Source organism: Rhodanobacter sp. FW102-FHT14D06, assembly GCF_043950705.1.
In the GTDB taxonomy this organism is placed as follows: Bacteria; Pseudomonadota; Gammaproteobacteria; order Xanthomonadales; family Rhodanobacteraceae; genus Rhodanobacter.
On record NZ_CP170722.1, the window covers coordinates 4,022,822 to 4,041,488 of the forward strand.

Consider the following 18,667-nt stretch of genomic DNA (forward strand, 5'->3'; position numbering starts at 1 on the left):
GGATAGTTCACAGATAACGCCGGATGGTTTCCCGGAACTCGGCCAGTTGCCCCGGCGTGAGCGCGCCGAGTATCCCGCGCCGCTCGGCGGGGATGTGCGCGGCGGGGTCGTCGTCGCCGAAGACGTAGTGATCCAGCAGGCCTTTCCACGCCGCCCGCTCTGCCGGCGGCAACGCGCGGAACACGAGGATGCAGTGCATCAGGCAGCCCAGCGCCGTGGCCGGTGCGTCGCCCCCGGCCGGCACCGGTTTCCACCAGTAGTTCACCAGCGCATTGATCTGCTCCAGCGACTCGACGTGGTGCCACCACATCGGCGGGATGTAGATCGCGTCGCCGGGATGCAGTTCGGCCACCTGTGCCGCGGCCAGCGCATCTTTCAAGCGCGGATAACGCGGATCGTCGGGACGATCCAGCCGCGCCATGCCGATCGCTGCGCCGGTCGGCGCGAAATCCAGCGGGCCGACATAGAGATTGCGCACCTGCTCCGGGGCGAACAGGGTGAAGCGCCGCACCCCGCACGCCACACAGGCGACGTTGTGGTACTCGTCGAAATGCGCCGGCGTGGTGACCTTGTTGCCGATCCAGATGCGCGGCTGGATCGCCTTGTCGATGAAGGGAACCGCATGATCCTCCAGCAGTCCGGGCAGGCAGTCGGCGATCAGCGCGCTCTGCATCGCCAGCCCCGGCGGATTGTCCTGGCGACTGTAGGCCGCCAGCCGCTGCAGGCCCCGGGTGATCGAGACGCGGTGATGCGCGTAGTTGAAACCGTCGACATTCGCGTTGTAGCCGATCACGCCGCCCTCGCCTGCCGGCATCAGCAGCGCGTCGACCTCGCGGCCGTTGTCCAGCTTCGCCAGGCCTTGCGCAAAGGCGGTGTCCGACTGCCGCGACCACGCCACCATCGGCCAGTCGCGGCAGAGGCCGCGGATCACCAGCGGGCGGGCACGATCCACCAGGCCCGCGAGTTCGAGTGCTTGCCCGGCGCCGCGATATTCCTCGATCACTCCCGGCATGCCGCCTGCTCCGCGTCGGCCGCGCGCACCGCGCGGATGAAGGCTTCGAGCCGCGCCACGTCCTTGATCCCCGGTGCCGATTCCACTCCGCTGGCCACATCCACCGCCCACGGACGTGCCGCGCGCACCGCATCGCCCACGTTGCCGGCGTGCAGGCCACCGGCCAGGATCAGCGGCTGCGCCAGATTGCCGGGCAGCAACGACCAGTCGAACGCCTTGCCGCTGCCGCCCGCCTCGCCGGGTGCATGGCCGTCCAGCAACAGGCCGGCGGCGCGCGGGTAATCGAGCAGGCGCGGCAGCGCGGCAGCGCCATCGCCCATCGCGATCGCCTTGACGAAGGGGCGGTCGAACCGTGCGCACCAGTCGTCGCCCTCATCGCCATGGAACTGCAGCAGCGCGGGATCGACTTCATCGACCACCTGCCGCACCAGCGCCGCCGCGTCGTCCATGAACAGGGCCACCGTGGCGATGAACGGCGGCAGCGCCGCGACGATCTCGCGCGCACGCGCCAGCGTCACCTGCCGCTTGCTGCGCGCGGTGAACACCAGGCCGATCGCATCGGCGCCGAGCCGCGCGGCGAGCAGCGCATCCTCGACGCGGGTCATGCCACAGCATTTGATGCGGGTCACGGGCCGGCTCCCGTCAGGCAGACTTCGGTGGGCAGGCCCCAGTGCGCCTCGTAGCGCGGGCCGATGAAGGTCAGCCCCGAGGCCGGCGCAGTCGGTCCGGCCACCTGGCGGTCGCGGCCGGCGAGCAGTTCGGCCATCCATTCCACCGGCTGCTCGCCGCGACCGACCAGCAGCAGCGAACCCGCGATGTTGCGCACCATGTGGTGCAGGAAGGCATTGGCCTCGATCTCCAGCATGACGTGCTCGCCCTCGCGGCGAACGCTGATCTCGAGCACCGAGCGCCGCGGGTGCGGCGCCTGGCACGACAGCGCCCGGAATGCGCTGAAGTCGTGCTCGCCCAGCAAGGATTGCGCGGCTTCGTGCATGCGCTGCGCGTCCAGCGGCAGGCGCTCCCAGGTGACGTAGCGCGCGTCCAGCGCGGCGCGCACCGGCCGGTTGAGGATGTGGTAGCGATAACGGCGGCTGCGCGCGGAAAAGCGCGCGTGGAAGCTCTCCGGCACCGGTTGCGCCCACAACACGGCCACGCTGGCCGGCAGGTTCGAGCACGCGCCCAGCACCCAGCCGCGCAATTCGCGGCGTGCATCGGTATCGAAATGCACCACCTGGCAGCGGCCGTGGACGCCGGCGTCGGTGCGTCCTGCGCAACTGACCAGCACCGGATGGGCCGCCACTTTCGACAAGGCCTCCTCCACTGCGCCCTGCACGCTCGGCCCTTCGGTCAGGCGTTGCCAGCCGAAGAAATCGGTGCCGTCATACTCGATGCCGAGGGCGATGCGCATGGATGCCGCAGATCCGGAAGGAAGCGTCGAAGATTAGCAGGCAGGCACCGACGTCATGCCCGCCGAAAAGAAATCGGGCCGGCAAGGCCGGCCCGGTTCCGTCCCGTTCGCGATGCGATCTCAGCCCAGACCGTCGAGCAGCTTGCGCGCCACGTCGCGCTGCATCTGGCTGCCTTCCTTGAGCACTTCGCCCAGCATCGCGCGGGCGCCATCGGCATCGCCCATGTCGAGATAGGCGCGCGCCAGGTCGAGTTTGGTATCGACCGGATCGTCGCTGAACTCAGCCGACTCCGCGGCGGACGCGCCGGTTTCCGGCGCATCCCAGGAAGCCTTCGGCTCGGCGTGCGGCTTGACCACGGTAATGTCGTCCGCGGCCGCCGGCGGCGCCGTGCGCGAACCACCGGCTGCGGGCTGGGTCAGGTCGAAATCGAAGCTGTACTCGGTGACTTTCTTCGTGCCGGTCGGCAGCGCCGGCGGCAGCGGGGAAACCACGGTGGGTGCGTCGCTGTCGTCGGCGTAGTCGTCGATGTCGAACGCCTGCGTCGCCTCGGACTCGACGTCGGCAGGCTCCGCATGATGGTCGAACAACGGATGCCCCGGCGCGAGATCCTCGCCCATGTGCACCACGTCCTGCCACTCGTCCTGTTCCGGGTCGGTGATGTGGGCGTGCATCGCTTCGGCCGCGGCCTCGAAACGCTCCACGTCGCGGCGCGAGTAGTACAGCGTGACCAGTTCCAGATGCAGGTAGATGTCGTCCGGATGCTCGGCCAGCTGGTCGAGCAGTTGCTCCTGGTCGGTATCGCCATCGGCCAGCAGATCGTCGTCGCCCTCGCCTGCCGGCGGCGTGGCGCCGAAACGATCGGCCAGCGAGGCTCCCCCCGTCTTGGCGGCGGCCGCAGGCTTGCGGCGGCGACCGAGAACGGCAAGCAGAATCAACACGATGACCGCGCCGGCCGCTGCGGCCCAGGCCCAAGTCTGCATGTACCAGGGTTGCTCGACCACGCGTGCCGGGGCGGGCGCGGGCGCGGGTGCGGACGCAGGTTCGGCCGCAACCGTGGCCGCAGCAGCCGGTGTCGCACTGGCAGTAGCCAGCGAGGCCGAACCGGCCGGCGCGAACGCGGTGCCTGCCGCTGCCACCGATGCCGAGGTCGCCGCGCCGGAGGAGGCCGAGGCCACCGGGCTCTCGCTGGCCTCGGCGCTGCTGCCGGCGCTGGCCACCGCCGGCGCGAGCGCTGCGGGTTCCGCTACCGTGCTCGCAGCCACGGGAGCGGTTGCCGGCGCGCCGGTGCCCTTGCGTGCAGCGGCCAGCTTGGCCTGCAACTCGGCGATCTCGCTGTCCTTCAGCGACAGCAGGTGTTCGTTCTTGGCGTTGATGTCGGTGAGGTCTTTCAGCCGCGCCTTCAGGTCGCCGCTCTGCTGCTTCAGGCTGGCCACGCTTTCGCGGGAGCGCAGCAATTCCTCGCGCAGGCTGGCAGCCGACTGGTCGGTCTTGCCGGATGACTGCCCGCCGCCGACGGTGCCGGCCTGCGGAGGCACCAGCGCCAGCCGGTCCTCGTTGTCGGCCGCGCCGGTGGTGGGCGAGCCGGAGGAGGAAGCGCGCGTTGCCGCATCGGCCACCACCGCGGGCTTGCCCGGCGTGCCGGCGCGCCAGTCGCTGTTCTGCCGGCTCACCTCGGCGGCCGCCGCGGCCAGGCTCATGGCCTGCGCCTCGGAGGCGCTGGGCACGCGCAACACCGCGCCGCTCTTGAGCGCGTTGATGTTGTCGCGATAGAAGGCGTCCGGATTGGCCTGCTGCAGGGCCAGCATCATCTGGCGCACGTCGACGCCGGTCGGCGTCACGCTGCGGGCGATGCCCGACAGCGTCTGGCCGCTCTGCACCGGACCGAGACGGCCGTTCTCGACGGCAGCGGGAGCCGGTGTGCGGGTAGCCGCCGCCGCTTGCGGCGCCGGGGCGGGAGCGCGCTGCGCAGGGCGCGGCGCCGGGCTGGCCGGGCGCGGCGCCGCCACTGGCGCCGGCGCGGGGGTTGCCGCGACCGGGTGCGAGCCGGGTGGATCGAGCAGGATCGCGTACTCGCGCACGCTGGGGCCGTCCTTGCCGTCCACTTCAATGAGGAGGTCGAGATAGGGATCGTTCACCGGTTCGCTGCTGGTGATGCGGATCACCGGGTGCGCGCCGGTGGCAACGCTGAAGTGCAGCGGAATGTCGGTGCGCCCGCCGACGATGCCGGCCCGGGCAAACTGCTCGCTGGAGGCCAGTTTCACCTTGAGACCCTGCAACTCGGCCGGACTGGCCGGGTGCAGCGGAATCTCGGCCAGCAGCGGCTGTCCCAATGCCGATTTGACCTGGACCTGGCCCATGTCCACGGCCAGGAGCTGGCTGCTCCCCAGCGCCAGCGCCACCAGCATCGACAATTTCAACGAACGATTCATGCATGTTCCCCCGAGCGATCCCTGACGCTTTACTTGTTGAAAAGATGCCGCCACCAGGGCGGCGGCCGCGTCACCGTGCCGCCACTTTAGTTACAAGAAGCGCAATCAACAATAGCCGCGGCGAATACTTGCGACACATTGCTGCTGCCGGTTCTTGCCCCGGACACCCCGTCATGGGTGGTCATCGGGCGCCGCGGCCCGCACCTGCAACAACTGGCGGCGCAACTCGGCGATCTGCGCGTCCTGCTGCTCCAGGCGCCGGCTGGCGCGCTGGCTGGCCGATTCCTGACGGGCCACCTCCTGCTGCAGGCGCTTCACCTCGACCTGATTGCGTTGCATCCGCTGCCGTACGGCCGGCAGTGCCGGGACGGCCGTCGAGCCGGCGCGGGCCGGTCCGGCCGGCGGCGCGGCCCAGGCCGACGCGGTGAGCAGGATGCCGATGGCGGCAAGAGACGGCAGGACGCGCATGGTCAGAGATAATCCTCGATCAGCAACTCGGCAATCTGCACCGCATTCAAGGCCGCACCCTTGCGGATGTTGTCCGAGACGACCCACAGGTCCAGCCCGCGCTCATGCGAGATGTCCTCGCGGATGCGCCCGACGAACACGCCATCGGTCCCGGCCGCCTGCGCCACCGGGGTCGGGTAGCCGGCCGGCTTGCGCTCGTCCATCAGCACCACGCCCGGCGCCTGGCGCAGCAGTTCGCGCGCCTCCTCGGCGGTGATCTTGTCGCTGGTCTCGATGTGCACCGCCTCGGAATGGCCATAGAACACCGGCACGCGCACCGCGGTCGGGTTCACCTGGATCGACTCGTCCTCCAGGATCTTGCGGGTCTCCCACACCAGCTTCATCTCCTCCTTGGTGTAGCCGTTGGGCTGGAAGTCGTCGATCTGCGGGATCACATTGAACGCGATCTGGACCGGGAATTTCTTGCCCGGTTCCACGCTTTGGAAATTCAGCAGGGCCGCGGTCTGTCGACCCAGCTCCTCCATGCCGCTGCGGCCGGCACCGGAGACGGACTGGTAGGTGGCCACGTTGATCCGCTCGATCTGCGCCGCGCGGTGGATCGGCGCCAGCGCGACCAGCATCTGCATGGTCGAGCAATTCGGGTTGGCGATGATGCCGCGGTTGGTGTACTGGGCGATCGCGTGCGGGTTGACCTCGCTGATCACCAGCGGGATGTCGTCCTGATAGCGGAACTCGGAAGTGTTGTCGATCACCACCGCGCCGGCCGCTGCCGCGCGCGGCGCGTGTTCGCGGCTGACCGAGCCGCCGGCGGAGAAGAACGCGATGTCGACGCCGGCGAAGTCGTAGGTATCCAGCAACTGCACGGTGACCTGCTTCCCGCCGAAGCTGACCTTGCCACCGGCTGATCGCTCGCTGGCCAGCGGCACCAGCTCGCTGACCGGAAACTCGCGCTCGGCGAGGATGGCCAGCAGGGCTTCGCCGACGGCACCGGTGGCGCCGACCATGGCGACCTTGTAACTGCTCTTGTGACTCATGGAATGGGTTGCTCTGGAAGTGGAGGCGTGCCGGTCACAGCACGTTCGGGTTGAGGAGGTTGGGTGGTCGTCCTGCGTGCGGACCATGGCCGAACAACGCGAGCACATTGTCCACCGCCACCGATGTCATCGCGCGGCGGGTATCGGTCGTGGCGCTGGCGATATGGGGGCTGAGCACCACGTTGTCGAGCGTGAGCAGCGCCGGATGCAGCTTCGGTTCGCCCTCGAACACGTCCAGCGCCGCGCCGGCCAGGCGCCGGTCGCGCAACGCCGCGGCCAGCGCGGCGTCGTCGACAATGCCGCCGCGGGCGATGTTGACCAGCATCGCGGTCGGCTTCATCAGGGCCAGCTCGGCCGCGCCGATGGCGTGTCGGGTGCGCGGCGTCAGCGGCAAGGCCAGCACCAGGAAATCGGACTCGCCCAGCAACTGCGCCTTGTCCACGTGGCGTGCGTTGCAGGCGCGCTCGACCGCCTCGGGCAGCGGCGAGCGGTTGTGGTAGATCACCGGCATGCCGAAGCCGACCGCGCGATGGGCGATGGCCTGGCCGATGCGGCCCATGCCGAGGATGCCCAGGGTGCGACCGCGCACGTCGCTGCCCAGCCACGCCTTGAACTCGGTGGCATGCCAGTGGCCGGCACGCAGCCAGCGCTCGGCCGCAGTCATGCGCCGGGCCGCGCCCAGCAGCAGCGCCCAGGCGAAGTCGGCCACGCTCTCGTTGAGCACGTCGGCGGTGTTGGACACCGCGATGCCGGCAGCGCTCATCGCGTCGACGTCGATGTTGTCGTAGCCCACTGCAAGGTTGGCCACGATACGCAGGCGCTCGGCCGCACCGATTTCGGCCGCGCCGATGCGGTCCTTGAGGCCGACGATCACCGCATCCTGCCCTGCCAGCCGGGCGGCCAGTTCGGCAGGACTGAACTTGCGTTCGGTCTCCTCCACGGTCACCTGGAAATGCGGCTCCAGCCGGGCGATGACACCGGGGAAAGTGGGGCGGGACACCCAGACGCGCGGCTTGTCGGTCATCGAACGGGTTCCGGTGGCGGTGGCTCGGCCTCAGGCGATGCGTGGCGCGACCGGCCCCACGTCGCCGCATTGCGCCCGATGGCGCAAGGCGTGATCCATCAGCACCAGCGCCATCATCGCCTCGGCGATGGGCGTGGCACGGATGCCGACGCAGGGGTCGTGACGCCCCTTGGTGACCACGTCCACCGGCTCGCCGGCCAGGTTCACGCTGCGGCCGGGGATCAGGATGCTGGAGGTGGGCTTCAACGCGATCGAGGCGGTCACCGCCTGTCCCGTGCTGATGCCACCGAGAATGCCACCGGCGTGATTGGACGTAAAGCCGTCCAAACGCATTTCATCGCGATGTACGCTCCCGCGTTGGGCGACGGCGGCGAAACCATCGCCGACCTCCACGCCCTTGACTGCGTTGATCGACATCAGCGCACTGGCCAGGTCGCCGTCCAGCTTGCCGTAGACCGGCTCGCCCCAGCCAGGAGGCACGCCCTCGGCGACCACGTTGACGCGCGCGCCGACCGAATCGCCGGACTTGCGCAGCTTGTTGATGTAGTCCTCCAGCGCCGGCACCTGCGATGCATCGGGCCAGAAGAACGGGTTCTGCTCCACCGCGCTCCAGTCGAACGCACCGGGCACGACCTCGCCGATCTGCGCCAGGTAGCCGCGCACGTGCACGCCATGGCGTTCGGCCAGCCATTTCTTAGCCACGACGGCAGCGGCCACGCGCATGGTGGTCTCGCGCGCCGAGGAGCGCCCGCCGCCGCGCGGGTCGCGGATGCCGTACTTCTGCCAGTAGGTGTAGTCGGCGTGGCCGGGGCGGAAGGTCTGCTCGATCTCGCCGTAGTCTTTGCTGCGCTGGTCGGTGTTGCGGATCAGCAGCGCGACCGGCGTGCCGGTGGTCTTGCCCTGGTACACGCCGGAAAGAATCTCCACCTCGTCCGCCTCGTGCCGCTGCGAGGTGTAGCGGCTGCGGCCGGTGGCGCGGCGCTCGAGGTCGGTGCGGAACTCTTCCGAGGCGATGGCCAGCCCCGGAGGGCAGCCGTCGATCACGCAGCCGATCGCCGGCCCGTGGCTTTCGCCGAAGGTGGTGACGGTGAACAGCTTGCCGAAGGAATTGCTTGACATCGCGCGTCCGGGATCAAAGCCCAGAGCATACCGGCACCACCCCTCTTGTAGGAGCCCGCTCGTGGGCGATGCCTTTTTAATCTTGCGAATCCCGAATCCCCAATCCCGGCTCTCGACAGACGAATGTCTGGTCATCCCGGTTCAAGAACATCGTCCGCGAGCGGGCTCCTGCCGTGGCGCCGCTGGCCACTCGCGGGAGAGCATGGCGAAGATCATGTCGTCCACCCATTCGCTGTGCAGCCACAGGCTTTCGCAGTGATGGGCTTCCTGGCGCATGCCCAGCGAACGCAGCAGGGCGAGGCAGGCCTGGTTGCGCGGGTCGACCGAGGCGTGGATGCGGTGCCGACGCCACGGGCCGAATACCTGCCCGAACAGGGCGCGCACGGCCTCGCCGGCGTAGCCACGGCCCTGCCCGGCCGGCGCGAGGCTGATGCCGAACTCGACCGATTCCATCGCATCCTCGGGCAGGTTCACGCCAAGATCGCCGATCAGCCGGCCGTCCTCGCGCAGGCGGATCGCGCGCTGGAACCAGCCGGCGGGAGTGGCTGCGGGCGATTGTCGCTCGATGAAGGCACGCGCGGCGGCGAGATCGGCTGGCCGCCAACCCTGGTAGCGCGCCACCACGGGGTCGCTGCGCAGGGCGAACAGCGCCGCGGCGTCTTCAGCGCGCAACGGGTCGATCCGCAGTCGCGCCGTGACCAGTTCCATGTCAGCCCGGGCGGCGTGCGACAGCCGCGGCGTGAATCGCCGCCGCGTGCTCGACCAGGTCGCGCCGCTCCAGCGCGAACACGCCCATCGGGCCAACCTTGAACTCGATCCACACGAACGGGACCTCGGGCAGCAGCGCGGACAGCGCGTGCTCGCTCTCGCCCACCTCGACGATCAGCAGGCCGTCCTCGGTCAAATGACCAGCCGCCTCGTCCAGCATGCGCAGGCACAGGTCCAGGCCGTCTGCGCCGGAGGTCAGGCCCAGCTTGGGCTCGTGCGCGTATTCGCCCGGCAGCGCCGCGTACTCGTCCTCGGTGACGTAGGGCGGGTTGGAGACGATCAGGTCGTACTTGCGCCCGGCCACGCCGGCGAACAGATCCGACTGGATCGCCTCGACGCGGCCCTCGACGTGCTGGAACGCGATGTTCTCGCGCGCCAGCGACAGCGCCTCGTCGCTGATGTCGACGATGTCGACCTGCCATTCGGGGTTGTACTCGGCCATCGCGATGCCGATGCAACCCGAGCCGGTGCACAGGTCCAGCGCGCGCTCGACGTGGCGCTCGTCCAGCCACGGCGTGAAGCCCGTCTCGATCAGCTCGGCGATCGGCGAGCGCGGCACCAGCGCGCGGCGGTCGCTCTTGAACTTCAGCCCGGCGAACCAGGTCTCGCCGACCAGGTAGGCCACCGGCAGGCGCTCGTTGACGCGGCGCTCGATCAGCGCCAGCACGTTCGCGCGCTCTTCCGCGGTGAGCCGGCCGGCGCCGTAGGCCGGCGGAATGTCCGGCGGCAGATGCAGGCTGGCCAGCACGAGATGCGTGGCCTCGTCGATCGGGTTGTCGTGGCTGTGCCCGAAAGTCAGCCCGGCGGCCGAGAAGCGGCTGGCGCCGTAACGGATGAAGTCGATGATGGTGGCGAGATCGGCAGTCACGGTGGCGCCCGGAGCGGAATGGCCCGCAAGTATAGGGGCGAGGAGTGAGTGGAGAGGAGTGAGTGGAGAGGAGTGAGAAAAGAGAGGAACGCATGGGATCGCCGGCAGCTGCCTTGGCTTTCTCTCACTTCTCACTCCTCTCCACTCACTCCTCGCCCCTATACTGCCCGGATGACTTTCAAGGTATTCCTCCAATACGTCCTTCCGCACCGCTTCCTGTCCCGCCTGGTCTACTGGGCCACGCGCTGGACGTTTGCGCCGTGGAAGAACTGGCTGATCGCCACCATCGTGCGCAACTACGACGTGGACATGACCGAGGCCGCGCAGTCCGACCCGCTGGCCTACCAGCATTTCAATGCGTTCTTCACGCGCAAGCTGAAACCCGGCGCGCGCCAGGCGGATGCCGATCCGGCCACCCTGCTCTCGCCCGCCGACGGGCGCATCAGCCAGGCCGGGCACATCGTCGACGGGCGGATTTTCCAGGCGAAGGGGCAGGATTACACCGCCGCCGAACTGCTCGGCGGCGACCAGGCCGCCGCCGCGCCGTACCGCAACGGCAGCTTCGTGACGGTCTATCTGTCGCCGCGCGACTACCATCGGGTGCACATGCCGATGAAGGGAACGCTGCGCGAAACCGTGCATGTGCCGGGGCGCATCTTCAGCGTGGCGCCATTCGCGGTGGAGGCGATCCCGCGGCTGTTCGCGCGCAACGAGCGGCTGGTCTGCCATTTCGACGGCGAACGCGGCCCCTTCGTGGTGGTGATGGTCGGCGCGATCCTGGTCTCGTCGGTGGCCACGGTCTGGGACGGCCTGGTGATCCCGCCGTACGCCTCGTCGATCCGCCGCAAATCGTTTGCCGGGCAGGACATCACGCTGGAACGCTTCGCCGAGATGGCGCGCTTCAACATGGGTTCGACCGTGATCGTGTTGTTGCCGCCGGGCAGCGCGACGGTCGATCCGCTGCCGCCGCAACAGCACGTTCGCGTGGGCCAGCGGATCGGCCAGATCAGGGTGGCAGGCGGCCACTTTCCCGAAAACTGACGTTGCGCGTCATTTTGTGACGCTATGCGCGCAAATTCCGGGGGTGGCCGGTTAACCTCCTCGCGACGGACCGGCCAACATGCCGTGCCGAACCTGTGCCGAGGGGAACCATGCAGATACTCACTCCATTCTTTGCGGTGGTGCGTTCGCGCCAGCTTGGCCGCCAGTTCCGCGATGTCGAACGCAGCATCCGGACCCTGCCCAAGCGCAGCCGCGATCGGCTGAGCATGCTCACCCTGCGCGAGATCGGCCAGGCCTCGCGCTGTGATTTCCCGCACCTGTACGGCACCACGCCGGAATCGCGCTACCTGCCGTGGGGACAAGGCACCGACCTGGGCTACGAACGTGCACGTTCGAACAACGCCGAGGTCGCGCTGCGCGGCATCGCGCTGTGGCTGGCGGTCGCCTATCACGAGACCAAGACCGCCACCCAGCCCAACCTGCAGGCCCAGCACCGGCAGTTGCTGCAGTTGCTGCGCGAGCTCAAGGAGCTCCACGGCGGCGGCAGCCGCAGCGATACCTCGGACAGCTGGATGCAGGAGAGCGCCGTCGCCTGACCGCGCGGCGGCGCCCCACCCCGCGCCTCAACGGCAGACCGGCACCTTCAGATGCTGGCCCACCCGGATGCGGTGGTGCTGGAGATCGTTGATCTCGGAAATCTCCTGCACACTGGAACAATGCAGTTTGCGCACGATGCTGATCAAGGTGTCGCCGCGGCGCACGCGATACGTGGTCGTTCTCTGCGCACCCGCCTTCGCCGGCGCCTGCGCCGGATCGGGTACCACCGGCACCGTCGCACGGTGCAGGTCCGCCGCGAGGATCGGCCACGGACCATCGACGCAACGGGCGGCATAGGCACGCTCCAGTCGTTTGGGCACCCGCAGCGTGGCGCCGACCGGCTGGCTGGTATCGGGGTCGAGCCGCGGATTGAGGTTGCGCAGGGTGCGGAACCAGCCCTCCTCCATGCCATCGGCCGAACCCAGGCAGACGGTGAGCTCATCAAGCGACGCGGCGCGCTTGAGCGTGATGCTGCCGGGGTCGCCGTCGATCTTCGGGAAGCGCAGGTTGTAGCTGTCCGGATGCAGGAACAGCCACGCCGCCGCCAGCACCGCCGGCACGTAGTCGCGCGTCTCGGGCGACATCTGGTCGTAGATGCGCGGGTCGTAGAAACTCACCGACGGGTCGTCGCCCACCGCTCGGCGCATGCGGCCTTCGCCGCCGTTGTAGGCGCCGATGACGAGCTCCAGGTTGTTGTTGAAGATGCGCAACTGCTCGTTGAGGTATTCGGCATTGGCCCGCGCCGAGGCGGCCGGGTCGAAGCGCATGTCGAAGCCGTTGTCCACGCCCAGCCCGAAACGCATGCCGGTGGAATACATGAACTGCAGCGGGCCGGAGGCGCCGGAGCGCGACACCGCGTGCACCTTGCCGCCGGATTCCTGGGCCACCATGCCGAACAGCAGCGCCTCGGGCAGGTCGGCCTTCTGGTAGGCCGGCCACATATCGTGGCGCAGGTACTGGTAATTGACCCAGGCGTCCATCAGGTAAGGCCGGCGCTGGGTCAGCCACATCTCCAGCGCTGCCTTCACCGGCCCGTTCATCGCGATCAGCTGCGACAGCTTCTGTCCGTGCAGCAGCGTCACGCTGCGCTGCGCCTGCGGCAGGCTGGCCGCACCGGCATGACCGGTGGCCAGCGCCGCCTGCGACGACTCGACATCCCCGGACAGATCCGGGAGGTCGTCGAAATCGCCATCTTTCAGGCGCAGCAGGCGGTCGAATACGGAAAAGAAGCGCTGCGGATCGCAGCCGGCGGTCACCGCACATTTCGCTGACGACTGCTTCAGCAAGTCGAGCGACTGGCGCAGGCTCAGTGCCGACGCATCGCTGTCGCCTTCGCGCGCCTGCTGCAAGGCGGTCTCGTAGCCCTTGCTGGCCTGGTTCAACTGGCCGTACAGCGCATCGGCCGGCGTCGGGGTCCTCTCGCCGCCGCTGCTGGCGCAGCCGCCCAGCAAGGTGCAGGCCAGCACAAGCGACGCGAGGTGCCGCGGGCGAAAGACGTGGGGCAACGACATGAAGAACTTCACCTGCAAAAAGCATTCACCATAGCCGGCCGCGAAGCCGGACTCAACGCACGGCGTCACAACCGCGAGCCACGCGTCGGGTTGGCTACAATCGCGTCACCACCAATGGAAGGACCGCCATGACTGACATCCTGATCGGCCGCAACGACAGCACCAGCGTCAGCCTGGACCCGCACTACGGCAATCGCCACGGCATGATCGCCGGCGCCACCGGCACCGGCAAATCCGTGTCGCTGATGGTGCTGGCCGAAGGCTTCTCGCGGCTGGGCGTGCCGTGCTTCCTGGCCGATGCCAAGGGCGACCTGGCCGGCCTGGCGATGGCCGCGGGCGAGCCGGGCGACAAGCTCAAGGCGCGCCTGGAAAAGCTAAAGCTCGCGGACTGGAAGGCGCAGGCGAACCCGGTAGTGTTCTGGGACATCTACGGCAAGCTCGGCCACCCGGTGCGCGCCACCGTCAGCGAGATGGGTCCGACCCTGCTCGGCCGCGTGCTGGAATTGAACGACACCCAGGAAGGCGTGCTCGAAGTGGTGTTCAAGGCCGCCGACGACCAGGGCTGGCTGCTGCTGGACCTGGCCGACCTGCGCGCCCTGCTCACCTACGCCGCCGAGAACGCCAAGGCACTGTCCACCCAGTACGGGCTGATCAGCACGACCAGCATCGCGGCGATCCAGCGCGCGCTGCTGAAACTCGAGGGCGACGGCGCCGACCAGTTCTTCGGCGAGCCGGCACTGGAACTGGCCGACCTGATGCGCCAGGACATGAGCGGTCGCGGCATCATCAACGTGCTGGCCGCCGACCAGCTGATCATGAAGCCGCGGCTGTACTCCACCTTCCTGCTGTGGCTGCTGTCCGAACTGTTCGAGCAATTGCCCGAAGTGGGCGATCTCGACCAGCCGAAGATGGTGTTCTTCTTCGACGAGGCGCACCTGCTGTTCGACGACGCCTCGCCGGCGTTGCTGCAGCGGGTGGAACAGGTGGTGCGGCTGATCCGCTCCAAGGGCGTCGGTGTGTACTTCTGCTCGCAGAACCCCGACGACGTGCCCGGCGTGATCCTCGGCCAGCTCGGCAACCGCATCCAGCATGCGCTGCGCGCGTTCACCCCGCGCGACCAGAAGGCGGTCAAGGCGGCGGCGGAAACTTTCGTCGCCAACCCGAAACTCGACGTCACCGAGGCGATCACCAAGCTGGCCGTGGGCGAGGCGCTGGCCTCGACGCTGGCCCACGGCGGCGTGCCCACGCCGGTGGAACAGGTGCTGGTGACCACGCCGTGCTGCCGCATCGGCGCGATCACCGAGGCCGAGCGCGGCACCATCCGCCAGCGCTCGCCGGTGGGCGCGAAATACGACACCACGGTCAATCGCGAATCGGCCGCCGAGATGCTGGCCAAGCGCGCCGAGGACAAGGCCGCCAATGCCGCCACCGTGGCGGCCGACGCGCCGGCCAATGGCTCGGCGAAGGAAGCGGACGGCGGCTGGGGCGGCGCCGTGCATGACGCCCTGTTCGGCACCAAGCGCCGCCAGGGCATGATCGAGACGATGGGCAAGCAGATGGTGCGCACCGCGGGCAGCCAGCTCGGCCGACAGATCCTGCGCGGCGTGCTGGGCGGCATCTTTGGCGGCAAGCGCTGAGGCGCCGCCGATGCCGCGCGTCGAAATCGTCGCCACCGATACGCCGTTCGCGCAGCGCCTGCGGGACGGTTTCGGCTATCCGCTGCGCGGCGCCGCACTGGCCACCTGCGTGGCGCTGGCGCTGGCCCACTACGTCGGCCTGCTGCCGGGCTATGTCGGTGCGCTGGCCAGCGCGCTGGTCTGGGCCGCCACCTGGCGTTATGCCGCGGACTGCATGCAGCACACCGCCAACGGCTACGCCGACCCGCCGGACGTGGGCAGTGACGGCAACAGCGCCAGCGGCTGGGGACTGACCGCGATTCACCTGCTGGTGGTCGCCTTGTGCGTGGTCTCCATCGTGTTCTTCCCGCGCCTGCTGTGGCCGGTGCTGCTCCTGGCGGCGCTGGTGCTGCCGGCGATCGACATGTCGCTGGCGTTCGACGGCAACCTCGCGCTGGCCATCAATCCGCTCAACTGGTTGCGCATCATCGGCGGTTTCGGCGGCGCGTATCTGGTCCCCGTGGCGATCAACCTGCTGCTCGGCGTGCTGATCGTGGTCGCCTCGGTCACCACTGCGCGGCTGCCGCGACTGCTCGCCTTGCCGCTGTTCGCGTTCGCCTACACCTACCTGATCGTGCTCGCCTTTCATCTCATGGGCGCGATGATCCACCAGCGCCACGAGCGTTTCGGCATGGTTCCGGAAGCGCCGGAGCTGGCCAAGGCTTCCGGGCAGGACGCCGACGAACGACTGGTGGATGCCGCGCGCCAGCAGGCAACCGACGATCCGCAGGCCGCGTTGCGCCAACTTGCCGCGCGACTGCGCGAGCGCGCGGCGCCACCCGCCGTGCACCAGTTCTACCGCGAGCTGCTGCACCGGCAGGGCCTGCGCGACGACCTGCTGGTGCACGGCCAGATCTGGATTGCCGCGCTGATCGCCCAGGGCGAATCGCGGCGCGCCCTCGGCGTGCTGCAGGAATGCTGCGGCATCGACGCCAGCTTCATCCCGGACGACCCGCAGACCTGCGGCGCCCTGGCCGACCTGGCCGTGCGGATGGGCATGAGCCGCCTCGCGATCCATCTCGGCCAGGGTTATGTCGCGCACTGGCCACGCGACCCGCAGGCGCCGCACTACGGCCTGCTGGCCGCACGCGCACTGGCCGCCCATGCCGACCAGCACGCCGACGCGGCAGCGCTGCTCGACCGGCTCGTCGCGGCCTGGCCCGAGCACCCGCTGCGCGGCGAGATCGACGCGCAGCGACGACAACTGGCCAGCCCGGCATGAGCCGCTGGCGCCCGCCCTCGCCCGGCTCCACCGCGATCATCACCCGCGACGGCTTCGAACGGCTCAAGGCCGAACTCGACCACCTGTGGCACGTGTTGCGCCCGGAAGTGGTGAAGGCCCTCGCCGCGGCAGCCGCCGAAGGCGATCGCTCGGAGAACGCCGAATACACCTATCGCAAGAAACAGCTCGGCGAAATCGACCGCCGCGCGCGTTACCTCAGCAAACGCATTCCCGCACTGAAAGTTGCCGAGGGCGTGCCGGGCGATCGCCGCGCCGTGTTTTTCGGCGCCTGCATCGGGCTGGAGAACGTGGACAGCGGCGAAGTCCACCGCTACCGCATCGTGGGCCCGGACGAGACTGACGCCAGGCGCGGCTGGATCAGCATCGACTCGCCGCTCGCACGCGCCGTGCTGAAAAAACGCGTCGACGACGAATTCTCCGCCGAGCTGCCGGGCGGGCGGGCGGAGTTCGTGGTGCTTTCGGTGGATTACGGGCAGGAAGCCTGACGCGGGCCAGTCGACCGCTCAATGCGGCCGCAGCAGTTTCAATGCATGCTGGTGGTCGCGTTCGATCTGCGCCAGCCGCGCCTGCCGTGCCTGCGGGCTGATCCACCGGCCCTGCTCGGCCTGCTGCCGCAGCAAGGTGTATTGCATGTCGACGAAGGGCTGCAGCACGTGGTTGGTCTCCGCCGCGAAACCGCCCAGGTCCGGAATCCGCGCCAGCCGCTCGCGCTGGCGCTCGCCGACCTCGCCGGGCGCCTTGCCGTAGGCCAGCAGGAATGCCGTGAGCTTGTGGCGCAGCGATTCGGGCATGCCGTCGCGGATCACCAGCACGCCGGAGGGAATCAGCCGCGAGCGCCAGATCACCCGCAGTTGCGCTGCCTCGCGCGGAAAGTTGCGCCGGAACAGGTCCATGTCCGGGTTGTTGCTGCTGGCCACGTCCACTTCGCGGTTGACCACGGCGAGCAGGTTGCTCTGATGATCGCCCACCCGCACGTTGGCGAAGAAGGTGTCCGAATTGAGCCCGCGCGGCGCGAACACGTAGGCTTCCGGCGCGGTATAGCCGGTGACCGAAAGCTGTTCGCTGCGCGCATAACGCCAGCCGTGGCTGGTCGTGGCGAGCAGGTCGTTCAGATCGCGGATGGGGCTGTCGCTGCGCACCACCAGCATGGCGACGTTGCCGTTGACGCCATCGTTGCGCACGAACTGGGCGAACACCTGCATGTGCTGCTGCGTCACCGCCTCCACCGCGAGCTTGCCGGAGAGAAAGGCCACGTCCACCCGCTGCGCGCCGATGGCGTCGGACAGGCCGGCGTAGCTGCTCACCGACACGGTGGTCACGGGGTGGTCCAACTGCTTGTGCAAGTCGTCCAGCAGCGGCCGCCATTGCTCCAGCGACTCGGCCGCGCTGCCGATCGGCAGGATGCCGAAGCGGATCGGCTCCATCGGTGTCGCTGCCTGCGCCGTCCCCGCACCGGCGCACGCGAGCAGCACACCCTGGGTGAGCAGGGCTGCAAGCATCCACGTCACGCCACGCCCGAGACGCCCCTGGCGTCGTCGCAAACCCGCGATATTCAATGCCCTGCTCCCTCGAACCCCGTGCTCCCCGATTGCTCGTATATAGTCGCGATCGGTCGATCCGGCAAGCACGGGGAGGGCTTCGGCGTCGCGGAAGATGCCGGCCCGGATGCGGATGCAGGGTTTCCGGGCGATCGGTCAACCTCTGGCCAGCGGCGGCGGGTAACTCCGCCCGGCCCGCACCGGCCGAAAGCACGCCGCCTCGCGCACGAAAGCCTCCTGCTCGTTGTCCGGATGCCAGCCGGGCACGCCGGCCAGCGGCAAGGGGCGCAGTTCCAGCGGATCGCCGAGCACATCGCCGTTGCCGATGGCCTGCGCGCAGGCTTCGAGGACCTCGCCCGGTGACAACCGCGGCCCGGCGACCACCAGCGCCTTGCCCACCAGCAGTTGCGCCGGTGTCAGCGCGTGTTCGAGCAAGGCGTGGCCGAACACCTCGACATGGATGCGCCCGTCGAACCACGCCTCCCGCTCGCGCCAGAACAGGCCATGCCAGTCATGCGCATTCCACAGCGCCAGCAGCGCCGGATCGCGCAGCGCGACCACGACACCGGCCTCGTCGAAATGGGTCAGTGCGCATTGCGCACGCGAGCGCTGCCTGGTGCCCATGCGGGCGATTTCGGCCACCTGCCGCGCGTTGAGCGCGCGCTTGAGCGCACAGTGGCGCAGCCAGGCGAGTGCGTTGAACAGGTCGTGCCAGTTGCGTTCGCGGGTAGCGATCGCGCCGTGTTCGGCAATGCGCTGTTCGTAGTGCAGGCCGTCGGCCAGCAGTTCACGGGTCTGCGCCACGAAGCGTTCGTGCATGCCGGCGGGGCGGGCGGCATTGAGCGCATCGATGGATGGCCAGTCGCGGCCCTCGACCAACCGGGCGTGCTCGCGCCACGCGGCCAGCGGCATCCGACCGAACACTTGCGGGTCGACCGCACCGCGCGCCGGCGCCACATAGCGCATGGC

18 protein-coding genes are annotated in these 18,667 nt (G+C 69.0%); 5 read left to right on the forward strand and 13 right to left on the reverse strand.

Translation table 11 applies throughout. The features are described 5' to 3' along the window. Positions 1-7: 7 nt before the first annotated feature. From ACFCQI_RS18275 to prmB, 10 genes are all read right to left on the reverse strand, one after another. Positions 8-1,012: a cupin-like domain-containing protein gene (locus tag ACFCQI_RS18275; RefSeq protein ID WP_395119033.1), complete on the reverse strand. Its 1,005-nt coding sequence runs from the start codon at positions 1,010-1,012 to the stop codon at positions 8-10. Beyond that, entirely contained in the window at positions 1,000-1,641 is a 642-nt protein-coding gene (locus tag ACFCQI_RS18280; protein WP_395119035.1) for a phosphoribosylanthranilate isomerase, read from the reverse strand. The genes ACFCQI_RS18275 and ACFCQI_RS18280 overlap by 13 nt, the downstream gene beginning before the upstream one ends. Next, entirely contained in the window at positions 1,638-2,420 is a 783-nt protein-coding gene (gene truA, locus ACFCQI_RS18285; protein ID WP_395119037.1) for a tRNA pseudouridine(38-40) synthase TruA, read from the reverse strand. Before truA ends, ACFCQI_RS18280 begins: the two co-directional genes overlap by 4 nt. 120 nt (positions 2,421-2,540) lie before the next feature. Next, positions 2,541-4,850 (reverse strand): FimV/HubP family polar landmark protein, encoded by a 2,310-nt coding sequence (locus ACFCQI_RS18290; protein ID WP_395119039.1) that lies wholly within the window; start codon positions 4,848-4,850, stop codon positions 2,541-2,543. A 171-nt stretch (positions 4,851-5,021) separates the two neighbouring features. Next, positions 5,022-5,318 carry a hypothetical protein gene (locus ACFCQI_RS18295; RefSeq protein ID WP_395119041.1) on the reverse strand — a complete coding sequence of 99 codons (297 nt, stop codon included), beginning with the start codon at positions 5,316-5,318 and terminating at the stop codon, positions 5,022-5,024. 2 nt (positions 5,319-5,320) lie between these two features. Continuing rightward, a complete protein-coding gene (locus ACFCQI_RS18300; RefSeq protein ID WP_395119043.1) occupies positions 5,321-6,352 on the reverse strand; it encodes an aspartate-semialdehyde dehydrogenase in 1,032 nt (343 codons plus the stop codon). Between the two features lie 34 nt (positions 6,353-6,386). Continuing rightward, positions 6,387-7,376 (reverse strand): 2-hydroxyacid dehydrogenase, encoded by a 990-nt coding sequence (locus tag ACFCQI_RS18305; protein WP_395119045.1) that lies wholly within the window; start codon positions 7,374-7,376, stop codon positions 6,387-6,389. 30 nt (positions 7,377-7,406) lie between these two features. After that, positions 7,407-8,495: a chorismate synthase gene (gene aroC, locus ACFCQI_RS18310; protein WP_395119047.1), complete on the reverse strand. Its 1,089-nt coding sequence runs from the start codon at positions 8,493-8,495 to the stop codon at positions 7,407-7,409. A gap of 141 nt (positions 8,496-8,636) precedes the next feature. After that, the gene (locus ACFCQI_RS18315; protein WP_395119049.1) at positions 8,637-9,203 is read right to left on the reverse strand and encodes a GNAT family N-acetyltransferase; all 567 of its coding nucleotides are present in this window, start codon (positions 9,201-9,203) and stop codon (positions 8,637-8,639) included. Between the two features lies 1 nt (position 9,204). After that, positions 9,205-10,131, reverse strand: a complete 927-nt coding sequence (gene prmB, locus ACFCQI_RS18320) for a 50S ribosomal protein L3 N(5)-glutamine methyltransferase (protein WP_395119051.1) — start codon at positions 10,129-10,131, stop codon at positions 9,205-9,207. A 171-nt stretch (positions 10,132-10,302) separates the two neighbouring features. Between prmB and asd the strand changes: the two genes are divergently transcribed. Together asd and ACFCQI_RS18330 are read left to right on the forward strand one after the other, a co-directional pair. Then, a complete protein-coding gene (gene asd / locus ACFCQI_RS18325) occupies positions 10,303-11,172 on the forward strand; it encodes an archaetidylserine decarboxylase (RefSeq protein WP_395119053.1) in 870 nt (289 codons plus the stop codon). Positions 11,173-11,282: 110 nt separating this feature from the next. Next, the gene (locus tag ACFCQI_RS18330) at positions 11,283-11,729 is read left to right on the forward strand and encodes a hypothetical protein (RefSeq protein ID WP_395119055.1); all 447 of its coding nucleotides are present in this window, start codon (positions 11,283-11,285) and stop codon (positions 11,727-11,729) included. 27 nt (positions 11,730-11,756) lie between these two features. On the opposite strand, the gene ACFCQI_RS18335 is transcribed toward ACFCQI_RS18330, so the two are convergent. Continuing rightward, positions 11,757-13,241 (reverse strand): transglycosylase SLT domain-containing protein, encoded by a 1,485-nt coding sequence (locus tag ACFCQI_RS18335; RefSeq protein WP_395119057.1) that lies wholly within the window; start codon positions 13,239-13,241, stop codon positions 11,757-11,759. A 128-nt stretch (positions 13,242-13,369) separates the two neighbouring features. Between ACFCQI_RS18335 and ACFCQI_RS18340 the strand changes: the two genes are divergently transcribed. From ACFCQI_RS18340 to greB, 3 genes are read left to right on the forward strand one after another with little or no spacing between them, the layout of a single operon-like run. Next, positions 13,370-14,878, forward strand: a complete 1,509-nt coding sequence (locus ACFCQI_RS18340) for a helicase HerA-like domain-containing protein (RefSeq protein WP_395119059.1) — start codon at positions 13,370-13,372, stop codon at positions 14,876-14,878. 10 nt (positions 14,879-14,888) lie between these two features. Further along, complete coding sequence (locus tag ACFCQI_RS18345) at positions 14,889-16,139, forward strand: hypothetical protein (protein ID WP_395119061.1); 1,251 nt, start codon at positions 14,889-14,891, stop codon at positions 16,137-16,139. After that, entirely contained in the window at positions 16,136-16,645 is a 510-nt protein-coding gene (gene greB, locus ACFCQI_RS18350; protein WP_395119063.1) for a transcription elongation factor GreB, read from the forward strand. The genes ACFCQI_RS18345 and greB overlap by 4 nt, the downstream gene beginning before the upstream one ends. An 18-nt stretch (positions 16,646-16,663) precedes the next feature. On the opposite strand, the gene phnD is transcribed toward greB, so the two are convergent. Continuing rightward, a complete protein-coding gene (gene phnD, locus ACFCQI_RS18355) occupies positions 16,664-17,659 on the reverse strand; it encodes a phosphate/phosphite/phosphonate ABC transporter substrate-binding protein (RefSeq protein WP_395119065.1) in 996 nt (331 codons plus the stop codon). A 195-nt stretch (positions 17,660-17,854) separates the two neighbouring features. After that, on the reverse strand, positions 17,855-18,664 hold the full coding sequence (locus ACFCQI_RS18360) for a DUF3025 domain-containing protein (protein WP_395119067.1): 810 nt from the start codon (positions 18,662-18,664) through the stop codon (positions 17,855-17,857). Positions 18,665-18,667: the final 3 nt, after the last annotated feature.

Excerpts from the sequence above, each read along its gene's own strand:
- truA (WP_395119037.1), bottom strand. The coding sequence starts at position 2,420 with ATGCGCATCGCCCTCGGCATCGAGTATGACGGCACCGATTTCTTCGGC.
- ACFCQI_RS18330 (WP_395119055.1), top strand. The coding sequence starts at position 11,283 with ATGCAGATACTCACTCCATTCTTTGCGGTGGTGCGTTCGCGCCAGCTT.
- greB (WP_395119063.1), top strand. The coding sequence starts at position 16,136 with ATGAGCCGCTGGCGCCCGCCCTCGCCCGGCTCCACCGCGATCATCACC.
- ACFCQI_RS18275 (WP_395119033.1), bottom strand. The coding sequence starts at position 1,012 with ATGCCGGGAGTGATCGAGGAATATCGCGGCGCCGGGCAAGCACTCGAA.
- ACFCQI_RS18290 (WP_395119039.1), bottom strand. The coding sequence starts at position 4,850 with ATGAATCGTTCGTTGAAATTGTCGATGCTGGTGGCGCTGGCGCTGGGG.
- ACFCQI_RS18315 (WP_395119049.1), bottom strand. The coding sequence starts at position 9,203 with ATGGAACTGGTCACGGCGCGACTGCGGATCGACCCGTTGCGCGCTGAA.
- asd (WP_395119053.1), top strand. The coding sequence starts at position 10,303 with ATGACTTTCAAGGTATTCCTCCAATACGTCCTTCCGCACCGCTTCCTG.
- ACFCQI_RS18340 (WP_395119059.1), top strand. The coding sequence starts at position 13,370 with ATGACTGACATCCTGATCGGCCGCAACGACAGCACCAGCGTCAGCCTG.
- ACFCQI_RS18300 (WP_395119043.1), bottom strand. The coding sequence starts at position 6,352 with ATGAGTCACAAGAGCAGTTACAAGGTCGCCATGGTCGGCGCCACCGGT.
- phnD (WP_395119065.1), bottom strand. The coding sequence starts at position 17,659 with ATGCTTGCAGCCCTGCTCACCCAGGGTGTGCTGCTCGCGTGCGCCGGT.
- ACFCQI_RS18305 (WP_395119045.1), bottom strand. The coding sequence starts at position 7,376 with ATGACCGACAAGCCGCGCGTCTGGGTGTCCCGCCCCACTTTCCCCGGT.
- ACFCQI_RS18295 (WP_395119041.1), bottom strand. The coding sequence starts at position 5,318 with ATGCGCGTCCTGCCGTCTCTTGCCGCCATCGGCATCCTGCTCACCGCG.
- ACFCQI_RS18335 (WP_395119057.1), bottom strand. The coding sequence starts at position 13,241 with ATGTCGTTGCCCCACGTCTTTCGCCCGCGGCACCTCGCGTCGCTTGTG.
- ACFCQI_RS18345 (WP_395119061.1), top strand. The coding sequence starts at position 14,889 with ATGCCGCGCGTCGAAATCGTCGCCACCGATACGCCGTTCGCGCAGCGC.
- aroC (WP_395119047.1), bottom strand. The coding sequence starts at position 8,495 with ATGTCAAGCAATTCCTTCGGCAAGCTGTTCACCGTCACCACCTTCGGC.
- ACFCQI_RS18360 (WP_395119067.1), bottom strand. The coding sequence starts at position 18,664 with ATGCGCTATGTGGCGCCGGCGCGCGGTGCGGTCGACCCGCAAGTGTTC.